At 72.3% G+C, this 26,096-nt stretch carries 21 protein-coding genes; 10 read left to right on the top strand and 11 right to left on the bottom strand.

Annotated elements, in window-relative coordinates; all coding sequences use genetic code 11:
• Positions 1 to 3 precede the first annotated feature (3 nt).
• From O7598_RS19485 to O7598_RS19475, 3 genes are all read right to left on the bottom strand, one after another.
• Positions 4 to 657: a hypothetical protein gene (locus O7598_RS19485; RefSeq protein WP_269692754.1), complete on the bottom strand. Its 654-nt coding sequence runs from the start codon at positions 655 to 657 to the stop codon at positions 4 to 6.
• A gap of 97 nt (positions 658 to 754) precedes the next feature.
• Positions 755 to 1,558, bottom strand: coding sequence for a peroxide stress protein YaaA (yaaA, locus tag O7598_RS19480; RefSeq protein WP_269692753.1), 804 nt, complete (start codon positions 1,556 to 1,558; stop codon positions 755 to 757).
• A 16-nt stretch (positions 1,559 to 1,574) separates the two neighbouring features.
• Positions 1,575 to 3,164, bottom strand: a complete 1,590-nt coding sequence (locus O7598_RS19475) for a hypothetical protein (protein ID WP_269692752.1) — start codon at positions 3,162 to 3,164, stop codon at positions 1,575 to 1,577.
• An 85-nt stretch (positions 3,165 to 3,249) separates the two neighbouring features.
• Between O7598_RS19475 and O7598_RS19470 the strand changes: the two genes are divergently transcribed.
• On the top strand, positions 3,250 to 4,323 hold the full coding sequence (locus O7598_RS19470) for an App1 family protein (protein WP_442929872.1): 1,074 nt from the start codon (positions 3,250 to 3,252) through the stop codon (positions 4,321 to 4,323).
• A gap of 143 nt (positions 4,324 to 4,466) precedes the next feature.
• Here the strand turns inward: O7598_RS19470 and O7598_RS19465 are convergent, their stop codons facing one another.
• From O7598_RS19465 to glgA, 5 genes are all read right to left on the bottom strand, one after another.
• The gene (locus tag O7598_RS19465) at positions 4,467 to 5,447 is read right to left on the bottom strand and encodes a hypothetical protein (protein ID WP_269692750.1); all 981 of its coding nucleotides are present in this window, start codon (positions 5,445 to 5,447) and stop codon (positions 4,467 to 4,469) included.
• A 286-nt stretch (positions 5,448 to 5,733) separates the two neighbouring features.
• Positions 5,734 to 7,836 (bottom strand): 1,4-alpha-glucan branching protein GlgB, encoded by a 2,103-nt coding sequence (gene glgB, locus O7598_RS19460; protein ID WP_269692749.1) that lies wholly within the window; start codon positions 7,834 to 7,836, stop codon positions 5,734 to 5,736.
• A complete protein-coding gene (locus tag O7598_RS19455; protein WP_269692748.1) occupies positions 7,824 to 9,920 on the bottom strand; it encodes an alpha-1,4-glucan--maltose-1-phosphate maltosyltransferase in 2,097 nt (698 codons plus the stop codon). The genes glgB and O7598_RS19455 overlap by 13 nt, the downstream gene beginning before the upstream one ends.
• 71 nt (positions 9,921 to 9,991) lie before the next feature.
• Positions 9,992 to 10,720 (bottom strand): class I SAM-dependent methyltransferase, encoded by a 729-nt coding sequence (locus O7598_RS19450; protein WP_269692747.1) that lies wholly within the window; start codon positions 10,718 to 10,720, stop codon positions 9,992 to 9,994.
• A gap of 71 nt (positions 10,721 to 10,791) precedes the next feature.
• The gene (gene glgA / locus O7598_RS19445; protein WP_269692746.1) at positions 10,792 to 11,997 is read right to left on the bottom strand and encodes a glycogen synthase; all 1,206 of its coding nucleotides are present in this window, start codon (positions 11,995 to 11,997) and stop codon (positions 10,792 to 10,794) included.
• A 93-nt stretch (positions 11,998 to 12,090) separates the two neighbouring features.
• On the opposite strand from glgA, the gene glgC reads away from it, so the two are divergent.
• The 4 genes from glgC to O7598_RS19425 all read left to right on the top strand — a co-directional run bounded on the left by glgC (position 12,091) and on the right by O7598_RS19425 (position 16,982).
• Positions 12,091 to 13,323: a glucose-1-phosphate adenylyltransferase gene (glgC, locus tag O7598_RS19440; RefSeq protein ID WP_269692745.1), complete on the top strand. Its 1,233-nt coding sequence runs from the start codon at positions 12,091 to 12,093 to the stop codon at positions 13,321 to 13,323.
• A 34-nt stretch (positions 13,324 to 13,357) separates the two neighbouring features.
• Positions 13,358 to 14,998, top strand: coding sequence for a phosphoglucomutase (alpha-D-glucose-1,6-bisphosphate-dependent) (pgm, locus tag O7598_RS19435; protein ID WP_269692744.1), 1,641 nt, complete (start codon positions 13,358 to 13,360; stop codon positions 14,996 to 14,998).
• A gap of 89 nt (positions 14,999 to 15,087) precedes the next feature.
• On the top strand, positions 15,088 to 15,942 hold the full coding sequence (locus tag O7598_RS19430) for a GNAT family N-acetyltransferase (RefSeq protein ID WP_269692743.1): 855 nt from the start codon (positions 15,088 to 15,090) through the stop codon (positions 15,940 to 15,942).
• Entirely contained in the window at positions 15,939 to 16,982 is a 1,044-nt protein-coding gene (locus O7598_RS19425; protein ID WP_269692742.1) for a DegT/DnrJ/EryC1/StrS family aminotransferase, read from the top strand. Before O7598_RS19430 ends, O7598_RS19425 begins: the two co-directional genes overlap by 4 nt.
• Here O7598_RS19425 and O7598_RS19420 read toward each other — a convergent pair.
• Positions 16,951 to 17,880: an NAD(+)/NADH kinase gene (locus O7598_RS19420; protein WP_269692741.1), complete on the bottom strand. Its 930-nt coding sequence runs from the start codon at positions 17,878 to 17,880 to the stop codon at positions 16,951 to 16,953. The genes O7598_RS19425 and O7598_RS19420 overlap by 32 nt on opposite strands.
• A 146-nt stretch (positions 17,881 to 18,026) precedes the next feature.
• Here O7598_RS19420 and O7598_RS19415 point away from each other — a divergent pair, with 146 nt between their 5' ends.
• From O7598_RS19415 to O7598_RS19395, 5 genes are all read left to right on the top strand, one after another.
• Entirely contained in the window at positions 18,027 to 18,764 is a 738-nt protein-coding gene (locus tag O7598_RS19415; protein ID WP_269692740.1) for a sugar phosphate nucleotidyltransferase, read from the top strand.
• A 42-nt stretch (positions 18,765 to 18,806) separates the two neighbouring features.
• On the top strand, positions 18,807 to 19,814 hold the full coding sequence (locus O7598_RS19410; RefSeq protein ID WP_269692739.1) for an SDR family NAD(P)-dependent oxidoreductase: 1,008 nt from the start codon (positions 18,807 to 18,809) through the stop codon (positions 19,812 to 19,814).
• 33 nt (positions 19,815 to 19,847) lie between these two features.
• Positions 19,848 to 21,179: an O-antigen ligase family protein gene (locus tag O7598_RS19405; protein ID WP_269692738.1), complete on the top strand. Its 1,332-nt coding sequence runs from the start codon at positions 19,848 to 19,850 to the stop codon at positions 21,177 to 21,179.
• A 47-nt stretch (positions 21,180 to 21,226) separates the two neighbouring features.
• A complete protein-coding gene (locus tag O7598_RS19400) occupies positions 21,227 to 22,504 on the top strand; it encodes a lipopolysaccharide biosynthesis protein (RefSeq protein WP_269692737.1) in 1,278 nt (425 codons plus the stop codon).
• A gap of 90 nt (positions 22,505 to 22,594) precedes the next feature.
• Complete coding sequence (locus tag O7598_RS19395) at positions 22,595 to 23,944, top strand: glycosyltransferase (protein WP_269692736.1); 1,350 nt, start codon at positions 22,595 to 22,597, stop codon at positions 23,942 to 23,944.
• Between the two features lie 48 nt (positions 23,945 to 23,992).
• On the opposite strand, the gene O7598_RS19390 is transcribed toward O7598_RS19395, so the two are convergent.
• Complete coding sequence (locus tag O7598_RS19390; RefSeq protein WP_269692735.1) at positions 23,993 to 24,637, bottom strand: sugar transferase; 645 nt, start codon at positions 24,635 to 24,637, stop codon at positions 23,993 to 23,995.
• Positions 24,634 to 25,866, bottom strand: a complete 1,233-nt coding sequence (locus O7598_RS19385; RefSeq protein ID WP_269692734.1) for a glycosyltransferase family 4 protein — start codon at positions 25,864 to 25,866, stop codon at positions 24,634 to 24,636. The genes O7598_RS19390 and O7598_RS19385 overlap by 4 nt, the downstream gene beginning before the upstream one ends.
• Positions 25,867 to 26,096 lie beyond the last annotated feature (230 nt).

Genomic DNA, 26,096 nt, shown 5'->3' with positions numbered 1-26,096 from the left:
CGGTCAGCCCAGCCGGGCGCTCTCGGTGATCCGGGCCCGGTGCTCGCCGTTGGAGACGCTCACCAGGAAGCAGCCCGACCCCGGCCGCAGCACCGCCGGCACCTCCAGCAGCGCCGCGCCGCGCACCAGCACCGCCGCCAGGTCACGGTCGGCCAACCGGATACCCAGGCAGTGCCGGCGTACGTGCCGGCCGCCGGCGAGCAGCGCCGCCCGCCAGGCCGAGGCCGCCAGCCGGGGGCGCCACAACCGGCGGGCCGTCGAGGCGCCGGGCACCGGCCCACCGAGCAACTCCCGGCGGCCCTGCCGCCAGCTGGCGGCCAGCAGATTCGCGTACGCGGAGCGGTGCTCCCGGGGCACCGACAGCCGGTGCAGCTCGTAGCGGCGGCGCAGGCCACCCATGGTCAGCTCGTGCTCCACCGGCACGTCGAGCCGGCGCAGCAGCTGCCGCATCCGGTGCGCCGCGTCCTCCCGGTTGAACTCGGCGATCCCGCCCCGGTACGGGCCGACGTCGAGCCGGCGGCCCTCGGCGGCCGGCGGCGGCGTGCACCGCACCAGGCAGGCGACCTCGAACGCGTCGGCCAGGGTCAGCCAGTCCAGCGGCGGGGCCGGCGACAGCGGGCGGGGCCGGTCGAGCAGCGTGGTGGGCTCGGAGAGCATCGGCACAGCTCCTAGGTCGGCGTGGTGGTGCCTCTACCGTGGCCTGCCACGCCGGGCCGGGGAACCGCTGCGCCCGAGCCTTGAGCAAAACTTGCGCTCAGAGGTCGGCGACCACCACGTCGACCTGCCGGGGCCGGCCCGCCGCCCGGGGTGCCTCCTCGACCGTGTACTTCAACTCGCGCAGCGCCCCCACCAGGGCGTCGGCGGTGCGCGGCCGGGTGCCGGCGAGGAGCAGGTCGCGCACCAGCCGGCCCTTGGTCGCCTTGTTGAAGTGGCTCACCACCGACCGCACCGGCGCCCCGTCGACCGTCCGCTCGTGCAGCACCCGCACCGTCACCGTGCGCTCGGCGACCGCCCCGCGCGGCGCCCACGTGGCCGCGTACGCGCCGGAGCGCAGGTCCAGCATCGGACCGCTGCCGGCCGCCGTGGTCATCGCCGGCCCCAGCGCCGCACGCCAGTACGTCGACAGCGCGCCGACGCCCGGCAGCCGTGCCCCGATCGGGCAGCGGTACGGCGGGACCCGGTCGGTGAGCCGCACCGCGCCCCACAGGCCGGAGCTGATCAGCACCGACCGCCGGGCGGCCCGCTCCGCCGCCGGAGGCAGCGTGGCCAGGTCGAGCGCCTCGTAGAGCACGCCGGTGTAGAGCCGCCCGGCCGGCGCGGTGGCCGCCGCCCGCAGCCGCGCGTTGCGCCGCAGCTCGCCGCGCTGCCCCTCGCTCAGGCCCAGCGCCTCGCGGGCCGCCGCCTCGTCCGGGCCGGCGCAGAGATCCACGAGCGCGGCCAGCACCGCCTCCCGGGCCGGGTTCAGCTCCGACAGCGACAGCCGGGACAGGTCCAGCCGCCGGCCGGTGCCGGCCTCGGCCTTGCCCTCGGACGGGGGCAGCAGGATGAGCACCGGCACAGCGTACGGGCCGGGTTCAGCGCCACGGCCGCACGGCACGCTCCGGGTGGTACACGCGACTCCCGCCGACCTCGGCCACCACCGTCGCGTCGGCCCGGTCGCCCAGCAGCCGGCGCAGCACGCGTTCCGCCGGCGACCCGGCCGCCACCACGTACCCGGGCCGCGCCGCCCGTCCCACCCGCCGCCAGTACGCCGGATAGCGGTTCTGCCCGGGGGTCAGGTTGCCGTCCAGCACTCCGCAGGCCACCGCCTCGCCGGTGTTGAAGATCAGCCGGTTGCAGGTCCAGTAGTCCCCGTACACCTCGTGCAGGCCGGCCCGCAGCACCGCGTCGGCGAGCCGGCGGGCGGACCGCTCCTCGGCGCGTACCCCCGGCACGCCGGCCAGGAACGCCAGCGTGCCGGCCAGCGCGGCGGCGGCGAGCCCGGCCAGCACGGTGCCGGCCACGACGCCGCGCAGCCGGGCCGCACCGGACGCGGTCGCCCGCAGCGCGGCGGTGACGGCCAGCCAGAGCGGCCAGAGCACCGCCGGCAGCGAGATCTGCAACACCGACAGGTAACGGGCGTTGCCCAGCGGGTCGGTCGCGGCGAGCGGGCTGCGCACGTACGCCAGCAGTGTCACCGCCGCGCCGGCGACCAGGGCGAGGATGGCCACGGCCCGGACCCGCGCGGCCGGGTCCACGGCCCGGCGGTACGCGACCACGGCGAGCCCGGCGGCGGCCACCAGCAGCACCGGGTAGAGCACCCCGAACCAGCGCGCCCAGCCCGCGCAGCCGTCCATCGGGCACAGCCCGGAGGCGAGCGGCACCCCCTCCAGCAGCCCGCCGTGCAGCCGCTCGGCCACCGACGGCGCCACCCCGTCCTTCGTGCTGATCTCCCGGAACACCGACAGCGAGTCCTGCCCGGGCGGCGCGACGACGTTGTCCTTCACCACCGGTGCGATCCCGACCGCGAAACCGGCCACGAGCAGCACGCCCGGCCAGCCGACCAGGTCCCGCGGGGCGGCCAGCACCAGTGCCACGACGGCCACCAGCAGATAGGGCGCGATCAGCCAGTCCGACCAGAGCGCCAGGCCGGCGAGCAGCCCGAACGCGCCGGTGGCGAGCCAGCGGTGCCGCACCCGGCCCGCGCCGAGCGCGACCGCGATCAGCAGCAGGGCCAGCACCGCGGGCTTGACCTCGGGTCGCCCGCCGACCACGGTGAGCTGGTCGCGGACCACCCGCTCGGACCCCAGCGCCAGCAGGCCCACCACGACCACGGCCAGCCACGGGGAGAAGAGGCGCCGGGTCAGCCGGTACGCCAGCCACAGGAAGATCGCGTACAACGCGAGCAGCGGCAGCCGCAGCAGCGGCCAACTCGTCCCGCCCACGCCCACCAGCGGCGCGGCCAGGTACGACTCCAGCACGCCCATGTAGCGCTGCCCGTAGAGGAAGACCGGCCGCTCGTGGCCGCCGGCGATGTGCAGGGCGGCCAGGCCGAACGTGGCCTCGTCACTGTTCGAGGCGGGCACCGTGAGCACTGTCAGCACCAGCCGGTAGCCGACCCCGGCCGCGCCCAGCAGCAGCGCCGCCAGCGCCGGGCGGTCCGGGATGCGCCTCGCTGTCGACACGAACCCACGCCCCCGTCGTCGCCTGCGAACGCAGTGTGACACGCCCGTCACCGGGCCTCGGGGCGGATCGGTCCAGATCACTCGCGTGGCCGGGCCCTCCAGGTTGTGGCAGTGTTGCTACGTGCCACCCACACCACCGGACCAGCTCGCCGTGCCCCAACTGCACCGGGCCGCGCGCATCGAGGACGCACTGCACGGCCTGGTGGAACGCCGGCTGCGGCGCACCGGATGGCAGCCCAACATCATCGCGTACGCCGGGTACGGCGCTCCCGGCTGGGCGCGGGTGCTCTGCCGGGTGCTGCTGGGCCGCCCCGACACCCGGCGCGGCCGGCTGGAGAAGGTACGCGGCTGGCGCAGCTTCGCCACCCTCCCGGCCAAGCACGCCCAGGTCACCATCGAGGTCAACGGCGTGCGCCAGGAGGTGACCGCGGACCGCAGCGGCTTCGTGGACACCGTCGTCAAGGGCGACTTCACCCCCGGCTGGGGCTGCGTACGCCTCGCCGTCGCCGACGCCGAACCGGTGGAGGCTCTGGTCCGCATCCTCGACCCGACCGTTCGCTTCGGCGTCCTCTCCGACATCGACGACACGGTCATGGTGACCGCGCTGCCCCGGCCGATGCTCGCCGCGTGGAACACGTTCGTCCTCGACGAGCACGCCCGCACCGCGGTGCCCGGCATGGCGGTGCTCTACGAGCGCCTGGCCACCGCCCACCCGGGCGCGCCGGTCTTCTACCTCTCCACCGGCGCCTGGAACGTCGCGCCGACGCTGACCCGGTTCCTGTCTCGGCACCTCTATCCGGCCGGGCCGCTGCTGCTCACCGACTGGGGGCCGACCGCCGATCGCTGGTTCCGCAGCGGCCGCGAGCACAAGCGGGCCACGCTGGCCCGGCTGGCCCGGGAGTTCCCCGAGGTGCGCTGGCTGCTCATCGGCGACGACGGGCAGCACGACCCGGAGATCTACCGGGAGTTCGCCGCCGCCCACCCGGACAATGTGGCCGGCGTGGCGATCCGGCGGCTGTCGCCGACCCAGTCGGTGCTCGCCGGCAGCCTGCCCGCGCCGGCGGAGCGTTCCTCGTCCGGCCCGGTGGGGCAGAAGTGGCTGAGCGCCCCCGACGGCGCCGGCCTCTGGAAGCTCCTCCGCGAAGCCGACCTGGTCTGACCGAGCCGCCCCGGAAGGGCCGCTCCGTACCAAGATCCCGCCCCGCCCGGATCGATCATGAGGTTGACGGCCTTGTGGATCTCCGGCGGTGCCGTCAACCTCATGATCGACTCGGTGGTCGGTGGTCGGTGGTCGGTGGGGGGTCAGGGGGTGGCGGGGGCACAGCCGGGCGTGCGGGGGTCGGCCACCTGGTACACCTGGCCCTGGTCCGCGCCCTGGTCCTGGCCTGCGCCCTGGTCGCCGGCGGCCTGACGGGCGGCGCGAATCTGCTGGATGAGGGCGCGTAGCTGCTGGATCCGCGCCCTGATCTGCTGGATGCGCTGCGCCACCCGGTTCCCGGCGTCATCGGCCTGGTCGCCGGCACCTGCTTCGCCCTGCTGCTCGTCCGCGCCGGCTCGGTTTTCCGCACCAGCCTGGTTGCCCGGGCCGCCCTGCCCCGCGGCCTGCTGTTCTGCCTGCCGGGCGGCCCGAGCGGCCTGCACGATCCCGGCGATCTGCCCGATCAGGCCACCGACGGCGTTGATGATGCCCACCGCCCGTCCAGCCCCGCCTGCGGCTCCGGCCCCGGCGTCCGCGGCTCCGGCGTTCCCGGCATCCGCAGCCCCGGCGGTTCCGGTGCCGTCAGCGGTTCCGGGAGCGGCGTTCCCGGTGCCGGCCTGGACCCTTTGGGCGCCCTGCGCGATGCCTCGGATGCCACCGACGATGCCGCCCAGTCGCGTGACGCGGGTCTGGGTCAGCTGTGGGTCGACCAACTGGCCGGAGCGCTCACCGGACATCTGCTCGGTGACCGCCCACGCCCGGTCCAGTTCGACCGCCATCGCCTGGTCCCACGGCACGTTCGGGCAGGCGGCGGCCACGTCGACCGTACCGGTGCAGCCCGCCGCGGATCGGTGCTGCCGGATCTGGTCGACCACAGCCGTGCGGTCGGCGATCCGGTCGGCCGACCCGGCGGCCGGGTCGCGGCGCTGCTCCGCGACCGCGGTCAGGTTGGCCCGCAACGCGTTGTCCAGGCCGGCGCAGTTCTCCGCGGCCTGACCGGTGCCGGTGGCCACCGCGAACGCCGCCCCCGCGGCGACCGCCAGTGCCACCCCGCCGGCGATCTTCCGGTTCCGGGAGTGGGCCACCGCCCCGCGCCTCCTGGTTGTGCTCCTGCTCGACCTCATCGAACTCCTCCGCCTCGTCGCGACACGGCTGCCCGGCATCCGCGCAGGAGTACGGGGAGCCGCCCGTCGCCGGTTCACGCAGGCAGCCGGTGCTGCCGGAGGGTGAGCGAAGAGGCAATCAGCGTGACGCTGTGTTACGGCGGAGGGGAAGGGTTCCCTCAATAGCGGTATACCTGTGAGTCATATTTATGCCTCGCAGGTATACCGACCAAAAGTGATGTGCCGCCGGCAGAGACTACGGAGCGTGTCAGTCCTGGCGGAGCCAGAGCACGCCCAGCGGTGGCACCCGAAGCGCCACCGACGCCGGCATCCCGTGCCACGGCACGTTCTCCGCGTGCACCGCGCCGAGGTTGCCCACCCCCGACCCGCCGTAGTGGTGGGCGTCGGTGTTCAGCGCCTCGGTCCACGTCCCGCCGGCCGGCAGGCCGATCCGGTAGTCCTCCAGCGGCGCCGCGGAGAAGTTCGCCATACAGACCAGCGTCCGGCCGTCCGGGGCGATCCGGATGAACGACACCGCGTTGTGGGCGACGTCGTCCCCGGCGATCCAGCGGAAGCCCGCCGGGTCGGTGTCCTGCGCCCACAGCGCCGGCGTGTCCCGGTAGACGCGGTTCAGGTCGGCGACCAGACGTTGCACGCCGGCCCGGGCCGGGTCGTGGGTGAGGTACCAGTCGAGGCCGCGTTCCTCGCTCCACTCGCGGTCGTCGGCCAGCTCGCAGCCCATGAAGAGCAACTGCTTGCCCGGGTGCGCCCACATGTACGCCAGCAGCGCCCGCACGTTCGCCAGCCGCTGCCAGGTGTCGCCGGGCATCTTGCCGGCGAGGGACCCCTTGCCGTGCACCACCTCGTCGTGGCTGATCGGCAGCACGTAGTTCTCGCTCCAGGCGTACGCCAGGGAGAACGTCAGCTGATGGTGGTGGTGCTGCCGGTAGATCGGGTCCTTCGAGGTGTAGAGCAGGGTGTCGTGCATCCAGCCCATGTTCCACTTGAAACCGAAGCCGAGCCCGCCGTCGGACGTCGGGCGGGTGACCCCCGGCCAGGCGGTGGACTCCTCGGCGACCATCACCACGCCCGGATGGTGCCGGTAGGCGGTGGCGTTGACCTCCTGGAGCAGCGCGAGGGCCTCCAGGTTCTCCCGGCCGCCGTGCACGTTCGGGGCCCACTGCCCCTCGGAGCGGGAGTAGTCGAGGTAGAGCATCGAGGCGACCGCGTCGACCCGCAGCCCGTCGACGTGGAACTCGTCGAGCCAGTAGAGCGCGTTCGCGACCAGGAAGTTGCGCACCTCGTTGCGGCCGAAGTCGAAGACGTACGTGCCCCAGTCGGGGTGCTCGCCGCGACGCGGGTCGGGGTGCTCGTAGAGCGGGGTGCCGTCGAAGCGCGCGAGCGCCCACTCGTCCTTGGGGAAGTGCGCCGGCACCCAGTCGAGGATCACGCCGATGCCGGCGGCGTGCAGCCGGTCGACCAGGTGGCGGAAGTCGTCCGGGTCGCCGAAGCGGGCGGTGGGCGCGTAGTAGCCGGTGACCTGGTAGCCCCACGAGCCGCCGAACGGGTGCTCCATCACCGGCAGGAACTCCACGTGGGTGAAGCCCATCTCGGTGACGTACGCGGTCAGTTGCTCGGCCAGCTCGCGGTAGCCGAGGCCGGGACGCCACGAACCCAGGTGCACCTCGTAGACGCTCATCGGCTCCTCGTGCGGCTGCCGCGCCGCACGGCGCTCCAGCCAGTCCGCGTCGCCCCACTCGTACCGGGAGTCGTGCACCACCGACGCGGTGGCCGGCGGCACCTCGGTGCGGGTGGCCATCGGGTCGGCCTTGTCCCGCCACCGCCCGTCGGCGCCGAGGATGCGGTACTTGTAGCGGCTGCCGGCCGGCACGCCGGGCACGAAGATCTCCCACACCCCGCTGGAGCCGAGCGAGCGCATCGGCCAGCCGTCGTCCGGCCCCCAGCCGGTGGCGTCGCCGACCACCCGGACGCCGCGCGCGTTGGGCGCCCACACGGTGAACGCCACGCCCTCGTCGAAGACCCGGGCGCCGAGCGCCGCCCAGAGCCGCTCGTGCCGCCCCTCGCCGATCAGGTGCAGGTCCAGCTCGCCGAGCGTGGGCGGATAACGGTACGGGTCGTCGAGCGTCGCGCCGTCCACCTCGACCCGGTAGTCGCGTACCTCGCCCGGGAGCACCGCCTCGAACACGCCGGCGTCGTGCACCCGCTTCGTCGGGTGCCGCTCGCCGTCGACCAGCAGCGTCACCTCGCCCGCGCCCCGACGCAGGGTCCGGATCGTGGTGCTCCCGTCGGCCGGGTGCGCGCCGAGCACGGCGTGCGGGTCGTACGCCTCACCGGCGATCAACTGGTCCATCGTGCGTCGTCCTTCTCGGCCGGTGCGGTCGGTGCGGTGCCGCCGGACAGCTCGGCGGGTACGTCCTCCACGGTCAGGTCGGGCGCGGCCGGGTGCGCCGGCTCGTCGGCGGTCGGCGGCGCCGGGCGGCGCACCGTGAGCACGTGCGCCGGTTGCAGGTACGGGTCGAGGCGCACCGCGTTGCGCTGCCCCCAGTCGTACTCGGCGCCGGTCAGCTCGTCGCGCACGGTGAACCGTTCGTGCCAGTCGAAGCCGAGCGCCGGCATGTCCAGCGTGGTGTTGCCCCACTGCATGGCGCGGGAGTCGAACGAGCAGACCACGAGCACCGTGTTGCCGGTCTGCGGGTCGTGCTTCGACCAGCACAGCAGCGCCGGGTTGTCGATGTCGTGGAAGCGCAGGTTGCGCAGCTGGTGCAGGGCCGGGTTGTCGTGCCGGACCCGGTTCAGCGTGGCGATGAACGGCGCCAGCGACCGTCCGCGCGCCAGCGCGGCGTCCCAGTCCCGGGGGCGCAGCTCGTACTTCTCGTTGTCCAGGTACTCCTCGGCGCCGGGGCGGGCGACGTGCTCGAACAGCTCGAAGCCCGCGTACATGCCCCAGGAGGGGGAGAGCAGCGCCGCCAGCACCGCCCGGATCTTGAACATCGGCGGCCCGCCGTGCTGCAACGACGAGTGCAGGATGTCGGGCGTGTTGGGCCAGAAGTTCGGTCGCATCCAGTCGGCGGACGCGACCAGCTCCTCGCAGTATTCCCGCATCTCGGCCGCCGTCGTGCGCCAGGTGAAATAGGTGTACGACTGGGTGAAGCCGATCTTGCCGAGCCCGTGCATGATCGCCGGGCGGGTGAACGCCTCGGCGAGGAACAGCACGTCCGGGTCGATGCTCTTGACCTCGGCGATCAGCCAGTGCCAGAAGTCGAACGGCTTGGTGTGCGGGTTGTCGACCCGGAAGATCTTCACGCCCTCGCCGACCCAGTGCAGCACCACCCGCAGCACCTCGGCGCGGATCCCCGCCGGATCGTTGTCGAAGTTCAGCGGATAGATGTCCTGGTATTTCTTCGGCGGGTTCTCCGCGTACGCGATGCTGCCGTCGGCCCGGGTGGTGAACCACTCCGGGTGCTCGGTCACCCACGGGTGGTCCGGCGCGCACTGCAACGCCAGGTCCATCGCCACCTCCAGGCCCTGCTCGGCGGCGGCCGCGACGAAGTCGCGGAAGTCCTCCGGCGTACCCAGGTCGGGGTGGATGGCGTCGTGGCCGCCCTCGTCCGCGCCGATCGCCCACGGCGAGCCGACGTCGTCCGGCCCGGCGGTGAGCGCGTTGTTGCGGCCCTTGCGGTTGACCCGGCCGATCGGATGGATCGGCGGCAGGTAGAGCACGTCGAAGCCCATCGCGGCGACGCCGGGCAGGCGGTCCAGCGCGGTGGTGAACGTGCCGGAGCGGGCCGGCGCGTCGACGGTCGCCGCGATCGCGCCCTCGGAGCGGGGAAAGAACTCGTACCAGGCGGAGAAGAGCGCCCGCGGCCGGTCCACCCACAGGATGCGCTCGTCGCCGGTGGTGACCAGCTCGCGCACCGGGTGCTCCCAGAGCAGGTCAGCCAGGTCGAGCGCCGCGCTGACCCGGCGCGGCAGGCTCTCGGTGTCGTCGGTCAACGCCCGCGCGGCCTCGCGTACCCGGTCGCGGTCGGCCCTCGGCACCAGGTCGAGCGCGGCGGTCAGCACCCGCGCGCCCTCGGCCAGGTCGTTCGCCAGCTCGGCCGGGCCCTGGCCGGCGGCGAGCTTCTTGGTCACCGCGTTCTGCCAGGTGAGGTAGGGATCCTGGAACGCCTCGACGGTGAACCGCCACTCGCCGACCGCGTCCGGGCTGATGGTGGCGTGCCAGCGGTCCTGGCCCGGCTCGCCCTGACGCATCCGGGTGAACGGGCGGGCCGCGCCGTCCGGGCCGAGCCAGACCACGTTGCAGCCGAGCGCGTCGTGGCCCTCGCGGTAGGCCCGGGCCGACACCGGTACGACCTCGCCGACCACCGCCTTGGCCGGGTAGCGACCGCAGGCGACGACGGGGGAGACGTCTTCGATCGGGAACCGTCCAGTCACCCGCTCAACCTACTGCGCGAGATCCTCTCGCGCTCGACAGCGCCCTCCGATGCACCGGATCGCGCCGCCGGTCAGGGCGACAGTTGGGCGACGAACACGAACTCCCGTCCGGGACGGTCGGGCGCCTGGCGCACGTCGAGCACCCGGTAGCCGGCGGCGACCAGGCTCGACTCGATCTCGTCGCGGTCGCGGAACCGCAGCGTCGAGTCCGAGCTGAGCACCGCTCCGTCGGCGAGGAACCGGTACGTCTGATGGAAGGAGACGAGCGGCAGGTCGACCGAGGTGACCTGGGTACGCCGTTCCACCCGACCGACGCCGGGGACGTCCCGGGTCTCCGGGCCGGGCTCCGTCGCCCACTCCTCCCAGGCGCGACGCTCGGGACGCCGGGTCTCGAAGACGAGGTGGCCGCCCGGGCGCAGCGCGGCGTGGATGCCCCGGAGCGTCCGGGTCCAGTCGGCGTCGGTCCGGAAGACCTGCGCCACGTTCCCGGTCATGGTGGCCAAGTCGGCGTCGAGCGCCGGCAGCGCCGTGGCGTCGCCGTGGAGCCAGCGGACCCGGTCGGCCCCGTCCTTGGCCCGGGCGACGTCGAGGGACGCCTCGGCCGGGTCGACGCCGACGACCGTGCGGCCGTGCCGGGCGAGCAGGACCGCCAGGGAGCCTGTCCCGCAGCCCACGTCCAGCACCGTGCGCGCGCCCAGTTCGTCCGCGATCGCCTGATAGGCGGCCAGGTCGCTGCGGTCGTCGTCGAACGCGTCGTAGATCGCGGCGAGGCGCGGATGGGCGAAGATCGCATCAGGCATCCGGCGACCATACTCACCACGGCGATCCGGTCGACACCTGTCAACAAGGGGCCCCGCGTCTACCGGAAGCGTTAAGCGGGGGCCCCTCCTTGCACCGAGTCGTAGACGGCGAGCGTCTGCTCGGCGATCGCCGACCACGAGAAGTGCTCCACCGCGCGGCGGCGGCCGGCCGCGCCGAACGCCGCGATCCGCGCCGGGTCGGCCAGCAGCTCGTTCATCCGGGCGGCCAGGTCGGCCACGAAGCGTTCCGGGTCCAGCGGCGTGCCGGAGCCGTCGCCGGCCTGCTCGATCGGCACCAGCAGGCCGGTCTCGCCGTCCGCGACCACCTCGGGGATGCCGCCGGTGGCGGTGGCCACCACCGCCGTCTCGCAGGCCATCGCCTCCAGGTTGACGATGCCCATCGGCTCGTAGACGGACGGGCAGACGAAGATCGTGGCGTGCGTGAGCACCTGGATCACCTCGTGCTTGGGCAGCATCGCCGCCACCCAGACCACCCCGGAGCGCGTCGCCCGCAGCTCGGCGGCCAGCTCCTCCACCTCGGCGCCGATCTCGGGGGTGTCCGGCGCGCCGGCCAGCAGCACCAGCTGGGTGTCGGCGGGCAGTTCGCGGGCCGCCCGCAGCAGGTAGGGCAGCCCCTTCTGCCGGGTGATCCGCCCGACGTAGACCACGCTGGGCCGGGTCGGGTCGATGCCGAGCCGGTCGAGCACGTCGGTGCCCGGGTCCGGGGCGTACTGCGCGGTGTCGATGCCGTTGTAGACCACCCGGACCCGGTCCGGGTTCACCTGCGGGTACGCGGTGAGCACGTCGCGGCGCATCCCCGCGCTCACCGCGATGATCGCGTCGGCGGCCTCGAACGCGGTCCGCTCGCACCAGGACGAGAGCGCGTAGCCGCCGCCGAGCTGCTCGGCCTTCCACGGGCGCAGCGGCTCCAGGCTGTGCGCGCTCACCACGTGCGGCACCCCGTGCAGCAGCTTCGCGGTGTGCCCGGCCAGGTTCGCGTACCAGGTGTGGCTGTGCACCAGGTCGGTGCCGGCGGTGCCGGCGGCCATCTCCAGGTCGACGCCCATGACGCGCAGCGCGGCGTTCGCGCCGGCCAGCGCGGCCGGTTCGGCGTACGCCGTCACGCCCGGGGAGTCGCGCGGCGCGCCGAAGCAGTGCACCCGCACCTCGGCGAGCCGGCGCAGCTCCCGGGCCAGGTATTCCACGTGCACCCCGGCGCCGCCGTAGACCTCCGGCGGGTATTCACGGGTGAGCAGGTCGACGCGCAACGGTGCCATGCCCGCACCCTAGTGCAGAGCGCGGGATCGCACCGGGCGCGCAACTGCGCCGTCCGAGTGGTGAAGTCGCTTCGAGGTGGATAGCGTCTGACCATGGCTGCCAAGGTGCTCGCGATCGTCCTGGCCGGCGGGGAGGGCAAGCGCCTCATGCCCCTGACCACCGACCGGGCGAAGCCGGCCGTCCCCTTCGGCGGGATGTACCGCATGGTCGACTTCGTCCTCTCCAACCTGGCGAACGCCGGCTTTCTCAAGATCGTCGTGCTGACCCAGTACAAGTCCCACTCCCTGGACCGTCACATCACCAAGACCTGGCGGATGTCGACGCTCCTCGGCAACTACGTCACGCCGGTGCCGGCGCAGCAGCGCCGTGGCCCGTGGTGGTTCGCCGGCTCGGCCGACGCGATCTACCAGAGCTTCAACCTGATCAACGACGAGCAACCCGACCACGTGATCGTCTTCGGTGCCGACCACATCTACCGGATGGACCCCCGGCAGATGGTGGAGGACCACATCGCCTCCGGCGCCGGGGTGACGGTGGCCGGCATCCGCCAGCCGCTGTCGATGGCCGACCAGTTCGGCGTGATCGAGGTTGGCGAGGACGGCAAGCGAATCCGGGCGTTCCGGGAGAAGCCCACCGACGCGGTGGGACTGCCCGACGCCCCCGACCAGATCTACGCGTCGATGGGCAACTACGTGTTCAGCACCCGGGCGCTCTGCGAGGCGGTCGAGCGCGACGCGGAGGACAAGACCAGCAAGCACGACATGGGCGGCAGCATCATCCCGATGCTTGTCGAGCGCGGCGAGGCCAACGTCTACGACTTCAAGGACAACGAGGTGCCGGGCAGCACCGACCGCGACCGCGGCTACTGGCGCGACGTGGGGACGCTCGACTCGTTCTACGACGCGCACATGGATCTGATCAACGTGCACCCGGTGTTCAACCTCTACAACTTCGACTGGCCGATCTACACCGAGCAGCCGCCGTACCCGCCGGCCAAGTTCGTGCACGCCTGGGGCGAGCGGGTCGGCCGGGCGGTCAGCTCGATGGTCTCGCCCGGCTCGGTGATCTCCGGCTCACTGGTGGAGAACTCGATCGTCTCGCCCAAGGTCAAGGTGCACTCCTGGGCGCACGTCGACGGCGCCGTGCTGATGGAGGGTGTCGAGATCGGCCGGCACGCGGTCGTCCGGCGGGCGATCCTGGACAAGAACGTCTACGTTCCGGAAGGCGCCGAGATCGGCGTCGACCTGGAGAAGGACCGCCAGCGCTACACCGTCTCCGACAACGGCATCGTCGTCATCGGCAAGGGTCAGCGCGTCGAGCCCTGACCGGCCCCACCCATCTTTCGAGGAGGATCCCGCAGTGGCCCACCCCCGTGCCGGGCAGCCCGCCGAGCCCGCCGACCTGGTCGACGTGCCCCGGCTGGTCACCGCCTACTACGCCGAGCACCCGGACCCGAGCGACCCGGCGCAGCAGGTCTCCTTCGGCACCTCCGGGCACCGCGGGTCGAGCCTGCGCAACGCCTTCAACTCCGACCACATCCTCGCGGTGACCCAGGCGCTCTGCGACTACCGGCGGGAACAGGGCCTGGACGGGCCGCTGTTCCTCGCCCGGGACACCCACGCGCTCTCCGCGCCCGCCGAGGCCGACGCGCTGGAGGTGCTCGCCGCCAACGACGTCACCGTGCTGCGCGACAGCCGCGACGGCTACACCCCCACCCCGGCCCTGTCGCACGCCATCCTCACCCACAACCGGGGCCGCACCTCGGGGCTCGCCGACGGCATCGTGATCACGCCGTCGCACAACCCGCCGTCCGACGGCGGGTTCAAGTACAACCCGACCAACGGCGGCCCCGCCGACACCGACGTCACGAAGTGGATCCAGGACCGGGCGAACGCCATCCTCGCCGCCGGGCTCAAGGAGGTGAAGCGCATCCCGTACGCGCGGGCGCGCGCCGCGGACACCACCGGGGAGTACGACTTCCTCGCCCACTACGTCGACGATCTGCCCGCCGCGCTGGACATCGACGCGATCCGGGACGCCGGGGTGCGCATCGGCGCCGACCCGATGGGCGGGGCGAGCGTGGCGTACTGGGGGGAGATCGCCGAGCGGCACCGTCTCGACCTCACGGTGATCAACCCCGAGGTGGACCCCACCTGGCGGTTCATGACCCTCGACGGCGACGGCAAGATCCGGATGGACTGCTCCTCGCCGAACGCGATGGCGTCGCTGATCGCCGCCCGCGACAGGTTCCAGGTGTCCACCGGCAACGACGCCGACGCCGACCGGCACGGCATCGTCACCCCGGACGGCGGGCTGATGAACCCCAACCACTACCTGGCGGTGGCGATCGGCCACCTGTTCCGTACCCGGGAGCGGTGGAGCCCGGCCGCGGCGGTGGGCAAGACGCTCGTCTCCTCCTCGATGATCGACCGGGTCGCGGCCGACCTGGGCCGAACGCTGCTGGAGGTGCCGGTCGGGTTCAAGTGGTTCGTGCCCGGCCTGCTGGACGGCTCGGTGGGCTTCGGCGGCGAGGAGAGCGCCGGCGCGTCCTTCCTGCGTCGCGACGGCAGCACCTGGACCACCGACAAGGACGGCATCCTGCTCTGCCTGCTCGCCGCCGAGATCATCGCGGTGACCGGGCGTACCCCCAGCGAGCACTGGGCCGAGCTGGCCGACCGGTTCGGCGCGCCGGCCTACGCGCGGATCGACGCCCCCGCCACCCGCGAGCAGAAGGCCGTCCTCGGCAAGCTCTCGGCGGAGCAGGTGACCGCGACCGAGCTGGCCGGCGAGCCGATCACGGCCACGCTGACCAGCGCGCCGGGCAACGGCGCCGCGATCGGCGGGCTCAAGGTCACCACCGAGTCGGGCTGGTTCGCCGCCCGGCCGTCCGGCACCGAGGACGTCTACAAGATCTACGCCGAGTCGTTCCAGGGCCCGGACCACCTGGCTCGTATCCAGGAGGAGGCCAAGTCGCTGGTCGACGGCGTGCTCGGCGGTTGATGGCCACCGGGGCGGGGTTTCCTCGCCCCGGTCCGCTCTTCCGTCCGAAATCCACCTTTGGGGGATGTGGGCACCCTATGGTGTGACTCATGTCGGTTGTCCCGCGTCTCGCCCCGCGGTCCGAGTCGGTGCCGTCCGCCGGACCTACCCCGGGCCTCCGGATCCGCCCGGCCGTGGCCGCCGACGCGGCGTGGTTGGCCGACGTCAGCCGGGTGTCGTTCGCGCCCCACCTGCACGACTACCTGACCTCGGCGCAACCGGGAGCCGGCCGGTTCTGGGAGGTCGTGCTGGCGTACCCGGCGTCGTTCCCCGGCCGTTGCTGTCTCGTGGCCGAGGCCGACGACGGGGATCGGTTGGGCTTCGTCGACCTGACCCTCGTCGACCCGGGCCTGGCCCACCTCTCCTACGTCTGCGTGGTGCGTCCCGCCCGCGGACGGGGCGTCGCCCGCGCCTTGTTGCGGGCGTACCTCGACCGCCATCCCGACGTACGTGCCGTGCGGCTGGACGTCTTCGCCGACAACGCCCCCGCCCGGGCGCTCTACGACCGGCTCGGATTCACCACCGAGTCCACCAGCACGTGGTGGGTCGCCGACGTCACACCCGACTGGTCCGCGTCGTCCGCCGCCGCCCGTCTCGACGGGCTGCACGCCGCCCGCGCCTGGCTCCACACCTACGGCTTCGGTGAGCTCACGGTCGCCATCGGGGACACCGTCGTGCGGTTGGGCCGTCCGAGTGCACGCGTGCTGCGTTGCTTCGAGCCTGCGGCCCTGCGGCAGCCGGCCGTCGTCGGCGCCGTGCTCCGGGAGTTCCCGGAGATCGATCGCGTCCTGGTCATGGCCGAGGGCGACGACGCGCCGCCGAGCGCCGTCGGCGAACTGCGCGCCGTCAACCGCTCGCTCAGGATGTCCGCACCCGAGATCCGCACCCGACTGGAGCTCACGTGACGAAGACGATAGCCAAGACGGCCACCGACCCGGGCGTCTTCCGTACCCCGAGCCTGTTCTACGGCGCGGCCCGGGAGGGGATGCGGGACCTGCTCGCGCAGCCCGAGGTGTGGCGGGACGAGCGGCGCGGCATTCTGTTGCCGTCGTTCATCGGCTGGTCCGCGCACGAGGGCAGTGGCGTCTTCGACCCGGTGACCGAACTCGGCCTCGACCCCGGTTTCTACGAGCTGACCCCGGATCTCGCGGTGGACGTGTCGTCGCTGCAGGCCCGGCTCGCCGAGCGCCGGTACGACGTGGTGGTGGTCATCCACTACTTCGGCCGCACCGAGCGGGCGATCGATCGGATCCGCACGCTGACCGACCGGCACGGGGCGCTGCTGCTGGAGGACCTCGCGCACGCCTGGTTCACCCACGCGCTCGGCGGTCCGGCCGGCCGGACCGGCGAGGTGTCGCTCTACTCCCTGCACAAGATGCTGCCGATGCCCGGCGCGCGCGGCGGGATGGTCACCTACCGCAACCCCGACCGGCTCACCGGTCAGCGGGAGACCGCACCGGAGATGGCACGGCACGTGCTCGACCACGACACCGTGGGCATCGCGCGGCGCCGTCGGGAGAACTTCCGTGCTCTCACCGGCCTGCTCGCCGCGCTACCGGAGTCGGGTGACGCCTTCGAGCTGATGTGGCCCGAGTTGGACGCGGACGACGCACCGCAGACGTTGCCGGTGCGGATCCTCGGGACCGGGCGGGAGAACCGCGACCATGTCTACACCGAGATGAACCGTGCGGGCTTCGGCATGGTCAGCCTCTACCACACGCTGGTCGAGCACCTGCGCGAACAGCCGACGATGGCGCACCTCGCGCGGCACGTCATCAACTTCCCGGTGCACCAGGACGTCGCACCGGCCGACTACCCCGCTCTGGTCGACGGCTTCCGTCGGGCGCTGCGCACCCGGCCGGACAGCCGGCGCGCCTCGATGCCGCCCCCGACCGGCGGTGGTCAGCCGGCCGTCAGCGCGGCGGGGGCAGCCCACGGCGGTTGAGCTGTTCCCGCAGCCCGTCCGGCAGCAGCTCGCGGAGCTGCTCGGGCAGCAGCGGCAGATCCAGCAGGCTCAGCTTGAGCTGGTTGCGTTCCTGGTGGCGGCGCGGGTCGAGGCGGACCACCTGGCCGGCGTCGCGGACGTACCGGACGTGCACCGAGCCCTCGGTCGCGGCCTGGCGGATCAGCAGCCCGTCCATCTCCACCGCCACCGGCGCCGAGTCGGGGCGCAGCTCCAGGTGGACGCTCTCGTGCGGGGACAGCAGCACGGACCGGGAGATCCCGGCCATCGGTGCCGACGGCGTCACCACCACCGCCTCGGTCGCCGGTGAGATCAACGGGCCACCGGCGGCGTAGCTGTACGCGGTGGAGCCGGTGGGCGTGCTCACCACCAGCGCGTCGCACCGGTAGTAGCCGTACCGCTGGCCGTCCACCGCCAGCGTGGCGGTGACGAAGCCGGCCCCGGGGTGCCGCACCAGCGCGATGTCGTTGAACGCCACCACGTCGTCCCCGCAGACGTCGCAGGCCAGACAGGCGTGCGACTCGACAGTGAAGTCGTGGGCGACGAGGCGTTCCAGCGCCCGGGGGAGGTCCGGTGGTTCCACCTCGACCAGGAAGCCCACGCGGCCCAGGTGCACGCCGAGCACCGGCTTGGGGTTCCGCACCGCCATCCGCAACGCGCCCAGCATGGTGCCGTCGCCGCCGATGCTGATCAGCGCGTCGCAGTGGGCGGCCAACTCGTTCGAAGGCACCGGCTCCACCGACGGCGGCACACGGTGCCGATCCTCGGCGCGGATCGCCAGGGTCTTGCCGTGCCGGGCGGCCCAGCCCGTGACGGTCTCCACCACCTCGGAGACGTCCCGGGTGGGGTGCAGCACCAACCCGAACACATAGCCCGCCACCCGTACAGCTCACCACACCGGCCGGCGAGCCGTCCGCCGTACCGGGCCAGGCGAAATGGCGTGAAAACCGCAAAAGCCCTATCCCGTACCCTGCCGGGTCGTTGCGTCGTTGGACGCAGGGTGAGACGGGGACGAGCGGAGAGTCGATGCATGCCGTGATCATGGCCGGGGGCGCCGGAGTGCGGCTGCGTCCCTACACCTCGACCCTGCCCAAGCCCCTCGTGCCCATCGGGGACAGCTACGCGATCCTCGAGATCGTGCTGCGCCAGCTCGCCGCCTGCGGGTTCACCGACGTGACGCTGGCGATCAACCACCTCGGCGCGCTGATCCGGGCGTTCGTCGGCGACGGTTCGCGTTTCGGCCTGACTGTCGACTACGTCGAGGAGGACCGGCCGCTGTCGACCATCGGTCCGCTCTTCGGCATCCGGGACCGGCTGCCCGACCACTTCCTGGTGATGAACGGCGACGTGCTCACCGACCTCGACTACGTCGGCCTGCTGACCACCCACCAACACTCGGGCGCGCCGCTGACGATCGCCACCTACCGGCGAACGGTCAAGATCGATTTCGGGGTTCTCGAGCTGGCCGGCGACAAGGTCACCTCGTTCACCGAGAAGCCGATCCTGCACTACCGGGTCAGTATGGGCGTCTACGGCCTTTCCCGGAGCACCATCGCCCGCTACCCGGTGGGCCGCCCCTTCGGCTTCGACCAACTCGTGCTCGACCTCCTGGACCGGGGGGAGCCGCCGGCCAGCTACGAGTGTGACGGCTACTGGCTCGACATCGGCCGCCCGGAGGACTACGACGAGGCCAACCGGTGCTTCGCCGACGTCCGGCACGCGCTGCTGCCCACAGGCACGCCGGAGATGGTCCAGACACGGTGAGCCGACCAACTGGCCCGCCCCGGCAATGAGGAGGAAGGCGTCATGACGACACACTCGTCCGGCGACCCGGTGGTCGTGACCGGAGCCGGCGGCTTCATCGGTTCGCACCTGGTCGAAGCTCTCGTCGGCGCGGGTCACCAGGTACGCGCGTTCGTGCACTACAACGGCGCCGGCACGCACGGCTGGCTGGACACCCTCGGCCCGGACCAGTTGGCGGGCGTCGACGTGCTGGCCGGCGACATCCGCGACCGGGGGATGGTGCAGCGACTCGTCGACGGGGCCTCCGTCGTCTACCACCTGGCCGCGCTTGGTGGCATCCCGTACTCCTACCTCGCGCCGCAGTCCTACGTCGAGACCAACGTCACCGGCACACTCAACGTCCTGGAGAGTGCCCGGTCGGCCTCGGTCGACCGCGTCGTGATCACCTCCACCAGCGAGGTGTACGGGACGGCCACCACGGTGCCGATGACCGAGGAGCACCGGTTGCGCGGGCAGTCGCCGTACTCGGCGTCGAAGATCGGCGCCGACAAGCTGGCGGAGAGCTACCACCTCAGCTTCGGCTTGCCGGTCGTCACGCTCCGGCCGTTCAACACGTACGGTCCACGGCAGTCGACGCGGGCTGTCATTCCCACCATCATCAGCCAATTGGCGCAGGACGGCGCCACCGTCCGGCTGGGCGCGTTGGGGACGACCCGTGACCTGCTCTACGTGGCCGACACCGTGGCGGCGTTCCAAGCCGTCGGCACCGCGCCCGCCGACGCCGTGGTGGGTGGGGTGTTCCAGGCCGCGACCGGTCGCGAGACGTCGATCGGTGACCTGGTTCGGAAGATCGCCGCCATCTTCGGGGCCCGGCCGGAACTCGTCGTCAGCGAGTCCCGGCTACGGCCGGCGGAATCCGAGGTGGAGCGTCTGGTCGGCGACCCCGGCCTGCTCCGGTCGCGGACCGGTTGGCAGTCGGCCACCGACATCGACGAGGGGTTGAAGGCGACGGTCGAGTGGTTCCTGGACCCGGCGAACCTCGCCCGCTACCGCGCGGACCGAGCGGTCTGACCTGCCCGGTGCTGCCCGAGAGGACCAGGTGTGATGGTGGCGTATGACCGAGCCCGCCTGCCCATTGTGGTTGGCGGGCCACCCGACAGTTCGTTCGGTGCACGGCGGTGGGCCCAGGAGGACGGGCAGATCTCCAGGGTGCTGCGTGCCGCCGCGGTGGTGATGCTGCTCAACTTCGACGTGTTCCCGCGCCTGATCGGCCGGAGTCTCCTGGTCGTCGCGGTGGTCCTGGCGACTCCGCTGGTCCTGCACGGGATCCTTCGCGCTTCCTCGCGCGCGCGGGTGGTGGTCTTCTGGACCCTGGTCACCTTCGGCGTGCTGGCGTGGCCCGGCATCCTCGCGCCCCCGCAGACCGAGTACGGCCAGCAGAAGTTCCTGTTCCTGGTGACCCTGACGATGGCCGCCGCGCTGGCGGTCGCGGTGTTGCGTGGGCGGCGAGACGTCGAGATGTTCGCCGTCATGTTCACGCTGTGCGGCCTCGTGCTGGCGGTAGCCGCCCTGACGGGCGACTCGGAGGACGGCCGGGCCAGCGGTTTCGGTTCCAATCCGATCTGGCTGGCACGGGCCATCAGTGGAGGAATTCTGGCCCTGAGCTGGCTGTGCCTGCGCAAGCGCATCACGGCGCGCTGGGCCACCGGTCCGATGGTGTTGCTCTTCCTCGGCCTGTTCGCCACCGGATCCCGAGGTCCCCTGCTGGCCACCGTCCTCGCTCTCATCGTTCTCGTCCTGGCCGGACTCCGGATGCATCGGAGTCGTCGCGCATGGGGCGCACTCGCCGTGATGGGAGTCCTGGCGATGACCGTGGTCGCCATGCCCTCGTTGATGCCGCCCCGGATGTACGAACTGGTGGTCGATCCCAGCGACGAACTGTTCGACAGCACTCGGGCGGCGATGCGAGAGGCCACGGTGCCGATCATCGCCGCGCATCCCGGCGGTGTCGGCTACGGCAACTGGGGTGTCCATGCCGGGATGGAGCTCCACAAATATCCGCACAACCTGTGGTTGGAGTTACCCGTTGAGGCCGGCTGGTGGGTGGCCGGCGTGTTCGGGCTCGGCGTAGTGACCGTGGCGATCGGACTGTGGCGGGCGGCCCGGCGCGATCCGACCGCCGGGTTCGTCCTGACCCTGCTGGCGTTCGACGTGGTGGCGGTGTCGACGTCCGGCGACATCAACGGGGACCGTCCACTGTTCACCACGCTCGCGCTCGGGGTGCTCGTGATGTCCGGGGCCACGATGCCTAGGGCTCCGCGTGGCTCACGAGCGGACCGGACGCGAGCAGATGGTATTGCTGCCCGGTCCCCCGTCGGCCCGCGGCGCTACGCGAGGTTGGGCGGACCGGCCGGCCCGATCCGGGTTGTCGAGTGAGATGGCGAACAGCCCTGCGTCCCACACTGTCGGAAGGCCGACGGGGGGTGTTGAGCATCGCCGCCGGCTCGGCCGGAGGGCAACTGCTCGCTTTGGCGGCTGCTCCGCTGCTGGCCCGGATCTACCGCCCTGCTGACTTCGGTCATTTCACGGTCGTCGCGGCGCTGGCGGTCACCCTCGGTACGGTGGCCGCGCTGCGATTCGAGATGGCGATTCCGCTGCCCGAGCGGGAGGGCGACGCCCGGGCGCTGGTGGTCCTCGGTCTCGTCGCGTCCGGTGGGACCGGCGGTGTCGGAGCAGTCCTGGTCCTGGTGGCGGGCGACGAGGTGGCCCGGTGGTTCGGTCAGCCCGAGCTGGCGTCATGGCTGTGGGTAACCCCGCCCTGTGCCGCGGCGTTGGGGGCGGTCCTCGTGCTCAACCAGTTCGCCGTGCGGCACCGGCGATACGGCATGATCGGCCGGCGCAACCTTTTCCAGTCCCTGGCCGTGGTGGTCACGCAGGTAACGGCCGGTGTCGCGGGACTCCGGACCGGTGGCCTGCTGTTCGGGTTCGGATTCGGACAGGTGGTGGCTGCCGCGGTCCTGATGCGGGACGCGCGGGGCCGTGTCTGGGGCGGGAGGGCCGATCGTGAACCTCGACGCCTGCTGGCGGTGGCCCGCCGCTATCGTCGTTTCCCGCTGCTGATGGCACCTTCCGGGCTGCTCAACGTACTCGGCACGCAGTTGCCGGTCCTGCTCATCGCCTACTGGTACGGCAGCACGGTGGCGGGCTGGTTGGGCCTGACTCAGCGCGTGATCGCGATGCCCGTCGCCCTGGTGGCATCCGCGGTCGCCCAGGTCTATCTGGCCGAGATCGCTGGTGCCGCACGGCAGCAGCCGGCGGCTGGCCGGCGCATCTTCCTCGCCGCGAGTCGGAGGCTGTCCCTCGTAGCGGCGCCGAGCGCCGTCGCCGTCCTGGTCGCCGCGCCGACATTGTTCTCGCTGGTCTTCGGTTCACAGTGGCGCAGCAGCGGCGGTTACGCCCAGGCCATGGCCGTCTTCATGGCGGCTCAGTTCGTGGCGTCACCGCTGTCGCAGACGCTCGTCGTGTTCGAACGCCAGGGACGGCAACTCGCCTGGGACGTCAGCCGCGTCCTGGTGGTCGGGGGCGCCGTCTCGGTGGTGGCGTTGCTCGGCGGATCGCCGCTGACCGCTGTCTGGACGTTCGGTGTCGCCGGCGCGCTCTCGTACGGCGCTGGCTGGCTGATGTCACTGCGGGTGGTCACTGCGGCCAGTCGGATCGGCGGTCGGGCCGGCTCGGACCGGCAACTCGTCTCACCTCGCTGATCCAAACCTAGCTTTCCTTCTTCTTTCGGCGTTTCTTTGTCGTTTTCTACACGTTGTTCCCTGTATCAGATTTGGAAGGAGTGTGCGGGGATGCCGCCCACGACGGACCACCAGCGGGATCCCGCGTCCGCACCGCGACTGCTCGTCGTCTCGTACCACCTCCCGTCGGCCGAGACGGTTGCCGCCAGCCGCCCGGCGGCTCTGGCGGCATTCGCCGTCGAGCAGGGCTGGGACGTCCGGATCCTGACCGCCTCGAACCAGAGCGCGGATGCGGCCGGGGTACCGCCCGGCCGCGTGATCCAGGCCGCGCCGTCACCGCAGCTTCCCCGTCCCGGCCGTCGCGCGGAGGTATCCCGCGTCGGCGATCCGGTGCGGCGGGCGTCATCGCTGGCCAGGCTCAGGGCGGGCGCCAACCGCTCGCTCACCAGGGCCGGCCTGGAACTGCTCGTACCCGACCCGCAGGTCAACTGGATCCGCCCGGCCCTGCGCGCCTTTCGTGCCGCGGACGGCGACTGGCGTCCGGACGTCGTCCTGGCCTCGGCGCCGCCGTTCTCCGGCTTCCTGGTGGCAGCCGCGATCGCCCGCCGGCTGGGCGTGCCGTGGGTCGCCGACTACCGCGATCTCTGGTCCGTCGGCAACGACTACTGGGTTCGCTCCTCGCTGCGCCGGGCAGTCGACGAGAAGCTGGAGCGTCGGGTGCTCCGATCGGTGACGGCCTGCGTCACCGTCTCCTCACCGCTGGCGGAGACGCTGCGGCGGACGTTCGGCGTGGATGCCCGCGTGGTCATGAACGGAATCGACCGCCGGCGTGTGACCCCGCGCTCGGCGGACGCGCGTCCGGTTCCCGGCGGACCGGGTGGGGTGACACTGACGCTGGCGTACACCGGGCACCTCTACGGGGGCAGGCGCGATCCAGGCCCCCTGCTCGCCGCGCTCGCCCTGCTGGGGCAGGACGCCGGCCGGGTGCATGTGGTCTTCGCCGGTGAGGACAACGGCGTCGTCCGTGCCGCCGCCGACCGCGCCGGCGTGAGCGACTGTGTCACCGTCCTCGGCTACGTCAGCCCGGAGAAGTCGTGGCAGATCCAGGCGGACGCCGACGTCCTGGTCCAGCTCATGTGGAACGACCCGCGGGACGCGGGCACGGTCACCGGCAAGATGTTCGACTATCTCCAGGCACGTCGTCCGATCCTCCTGTTGGGATACGAGGACGGGGTGGCGGCGAGGTTGGTGCGGGATCGCGGCGCGGGAGTGGTCAGCAACGAGCCGGCCGCGATCGCGGCCCAGCTGCTCGAGTGGCTCGCGGTCAAGCAGCGGACCGGTGCGTTGCCGGCCGTACCGGCGAGCGCGCTGGACGGCCTGCTCCGCGAGGACCAGTTCAAGCCGTACCTTCAGCTCCTCCGCGAGGCCGCCGACGGATCGGTCCGGGCCGCTCGCGACTGAGCTCGACCGACGCTCCCCGTACCGTGGCGGGTGCGGGGAGCGTCCGACTCACCGGACGTAGGTGAGGCGCCTCTCCTCGTCGAGATCGAGCATCTGCGACGACGGGTCGACGGCCACCCCGGAGGCCCGCAGGACCTTTCCGACCGTCTGGGCGATGATCCGCAGGTCGAGCCAGAGGGACCAGCCGAGGACGTACCGGACGTCCAGCTCCAGGCGGTCGCTCCAGCCCAGGCCGTTGCGTCCGTTCACCTGGGCGAGCCCGGTGATCCCCGGCTGGACGGCGAAGCGCAGGCGCTCCCGCTCGGTGTACCAGGGGTCGTAGCGCAACAGCAGCGGTCGCGGACCGACCAGGCTGAGGTCACCGCGGAGCACGTTCACCAGTTGCGGCAGCTCGTCGATGCTCAACCGGCGCAGCGTACGACCGATGCCCCGGCAGCGGACCCCGTCGGGCAGCAACTGGCCCTGCGCGTCGCGTTCGTCGGACATCGTCCGCAGCTTGAGGACCCGGATCCGGCGTTCGTGGCGGCCGGTGCGTTCCTGCCGGAAGAACACCGGAGAGCCGAACTGAGCCAGCACGAGCAGGACGGCGACCGCCAGGACCGGCGCGGTCAGCACGAGGACGAGCAGGGCGACGGTGACATCGATGATCCGCTTGACCCGCCGCTCGGTCGTCAGGCGGTGATGGCCGGTCACCGGGAGAACACCTTTCCGGTGACCGGCGGGGCGTACTCCGGTGGCGGCCCGCCGACGCCCGCGGCGTGTTCGACGATCTGGGCCATTCGCACCGCCGACACCCGGTTGTCGAAGTGCCGGTGCGACCGATCACGGGCCTGCAGCCCGCGTGCGGCGAGATCGCCCGACCGGAACTCGGTGTACGCGTGCGCGAGGGCTCTGGCCAGCGTGGCCGCGTCGTCGCGGGGCACCACCCAGCCGCACGTCTCGTCCACCGTCTCCGGCAGCCCGCCGGCGTCGCTGACGATGCTGGGCACGTCCAGCAGGGCCGCCTCAGGCGGCGCGCCGTGGCCTTCGCTGAGGGACGGGCTGACGCTCAGGTCCGCCGCCCGGTAGTAGGGCCGTACGTCGTCGGCCGTGTCCACCCAGCGTACGGACGGGTCGTCGCCGACGCCGAAACGCCGCATCAGGTCCTGTCGGTGTGCCTCACCGGCCTGGTCCGAGCCGCCGCCGACCAACATCAGCACCGCGTCGGGGTGCTCGGACCGGAACGCCTGCCAGGCGGTGAGCAGGACGTCGTGGCCCTTGAACGCGCGATTGCGGTGGGCGGCGAGCTTTCGGGGTGGGTACACGTACGCCACCATGATCACCGCGAACTGGTCGGGGGTCAGCCCGAGGTCCGCCCGGGCCTTCGCCCGCGCCTCCGCTCGTGTCGCCGCCGTGTCGTCGGGCAGGTCGGCGGTCGCCCAGGCCAGATTGAGCCCACTGGTCACGGCCGGTCGACGGGGTGCCGGCACGCCCAGTTCACCGTAGCGGCGGGAGGTGTACCGGGTGCCGCAGACGATTGCGCGGTCCATGCGCCAGAGCAGGCGCTCGACCACACGGACCGCCCGCGACTCCAGGAAGGCGGGGCCGGCGACGAACTGCACCCGCACCATCGGCATGCCGACGGTGGCCAGCCGCGCGGCCAGGGTGGCCGCGTACAGATGGTGGTAGAGCACCTGCACGCGGAGGCGGTGGACGAGCCGGCGGAGCTGCCAGAGCTGTATCAGCGTGGTCGGCGTGGGCCGGAAGCGGAACGAGAACGGCGACGCGACCGTGCGGATGCCCGCCTCGGTGAGCCGGGCGTTCAGGCGTCCGCCGGGCGGGCAGATGACGACGACGTCATGGCCGCGGTCGCGCAGCGCGCACGCCTGCGGGACGGTCCACAGACCGCCATAGTTGGTCTTGATGATCAACGCGACACGCAACCCTCGGCGACCTGTTGCGTCGTCCGCGGGGGAGGACGGAGGGACACGCTTCACCGGACTGCCTCCGAGCGTTCGGGACCAGGATGAGCCTGTTGTATCAGCATTTGATGCTTATCTCCCAAGCTTCGGCCAAGGAGGGCATTCGCCCGATCGGTGCCTTTGGGGGGAGCTACGCCAATAGAACGAGATAAGAAGGCTTTAGTAACTAATGCCGGAAAACCTCGTTGGCC

It is taken from the genome of Micromonospora sp. WMMC241, from assembly GCF_027460165.1.
Classification (GTDB): domain Bacteria; phylum Actinomycetota; class Actinomycetes; order Mycobacteriales; family Micromonosporaceae; genus Micromonospora; species Micromonospora humi.
This window is presented reverse-complemented; position numbering and strand designations above follow the sequence as displayed.

Excerpts from the sequence above, each read along its gene's own strand:
- O7598_RS19430 (WP_269692743.1), top strand. The coding sequence starts at position 15,088 with ATGTCGGTTGTCCCGCGTCTCGCCCCGCGGTCCGAGTCGGTGCCGTCC.
- O7598_RS19395 (WP_269692736.1), top strand. The coding sequence starts at position 22,595 with ATGCCGCCCACGACGGACCACCAGCGGGATCCCGCGTCCGCACCGCGA.
- glgB (WP_269692749.1), bottom strand. The coding sequence starts at position 7,836 with ATGGACCAGTTGATCGCCGGTGAGGCGTACGACCCGCACGCCGTGCTC.
- O7598_RS19410 (WP_269692739.1), top strand. The coding sequence starts at position 18,807 with ATGACGACACACTCGTCCGGCGACCCGGTGGTCGTGACCGGAGCCGGC.
- glgC (WP_269692745.1), top strand. The coding sequence starts at position 12,091 with ATGGCTGCCAAGGTGCTCGCGATCGTCCTGGCCGGCGGGGAGGGCAAG.
- O7598_RS19415 (WP_269692740.1), top strand. The coding sequence starts at position 18,027 with ATGCATGCCGTGATCATGGCCGGGGGCGCCGGAGTGCGGCTGCGTCCC.
- O7598_RS19405 (WP_269692738.1), top strand. The coding sequence starts at position 19,848 with ATGGTGGCGTATGACCGAGCCCGCCTGCCCATTGTGGTTGGCGGGCCA.
- O7598_RS19485 (WP_269692754.1), bottom strand. The coding sequence starts at position 657 with ATGCTCTCCGAGCCCACCACGCTGCTCGACCGGCCCCGCCCGCTGTCG.
- O7598_RS19450 (WP_269692747.1), bottom strand. The coding sequence starts at position 10,720 with ATGCCTGATGCGATCTTCGCCCATCCGCGCCTCGCCGCGATCTACGAC.
- glgA (WP_269692746.1), bottom strand. The coding sequence starts at position 11,997 with ATGGCACCGTTGCGCGTCGACCTGCTCACCCGTGAATACCCGCCGGAG.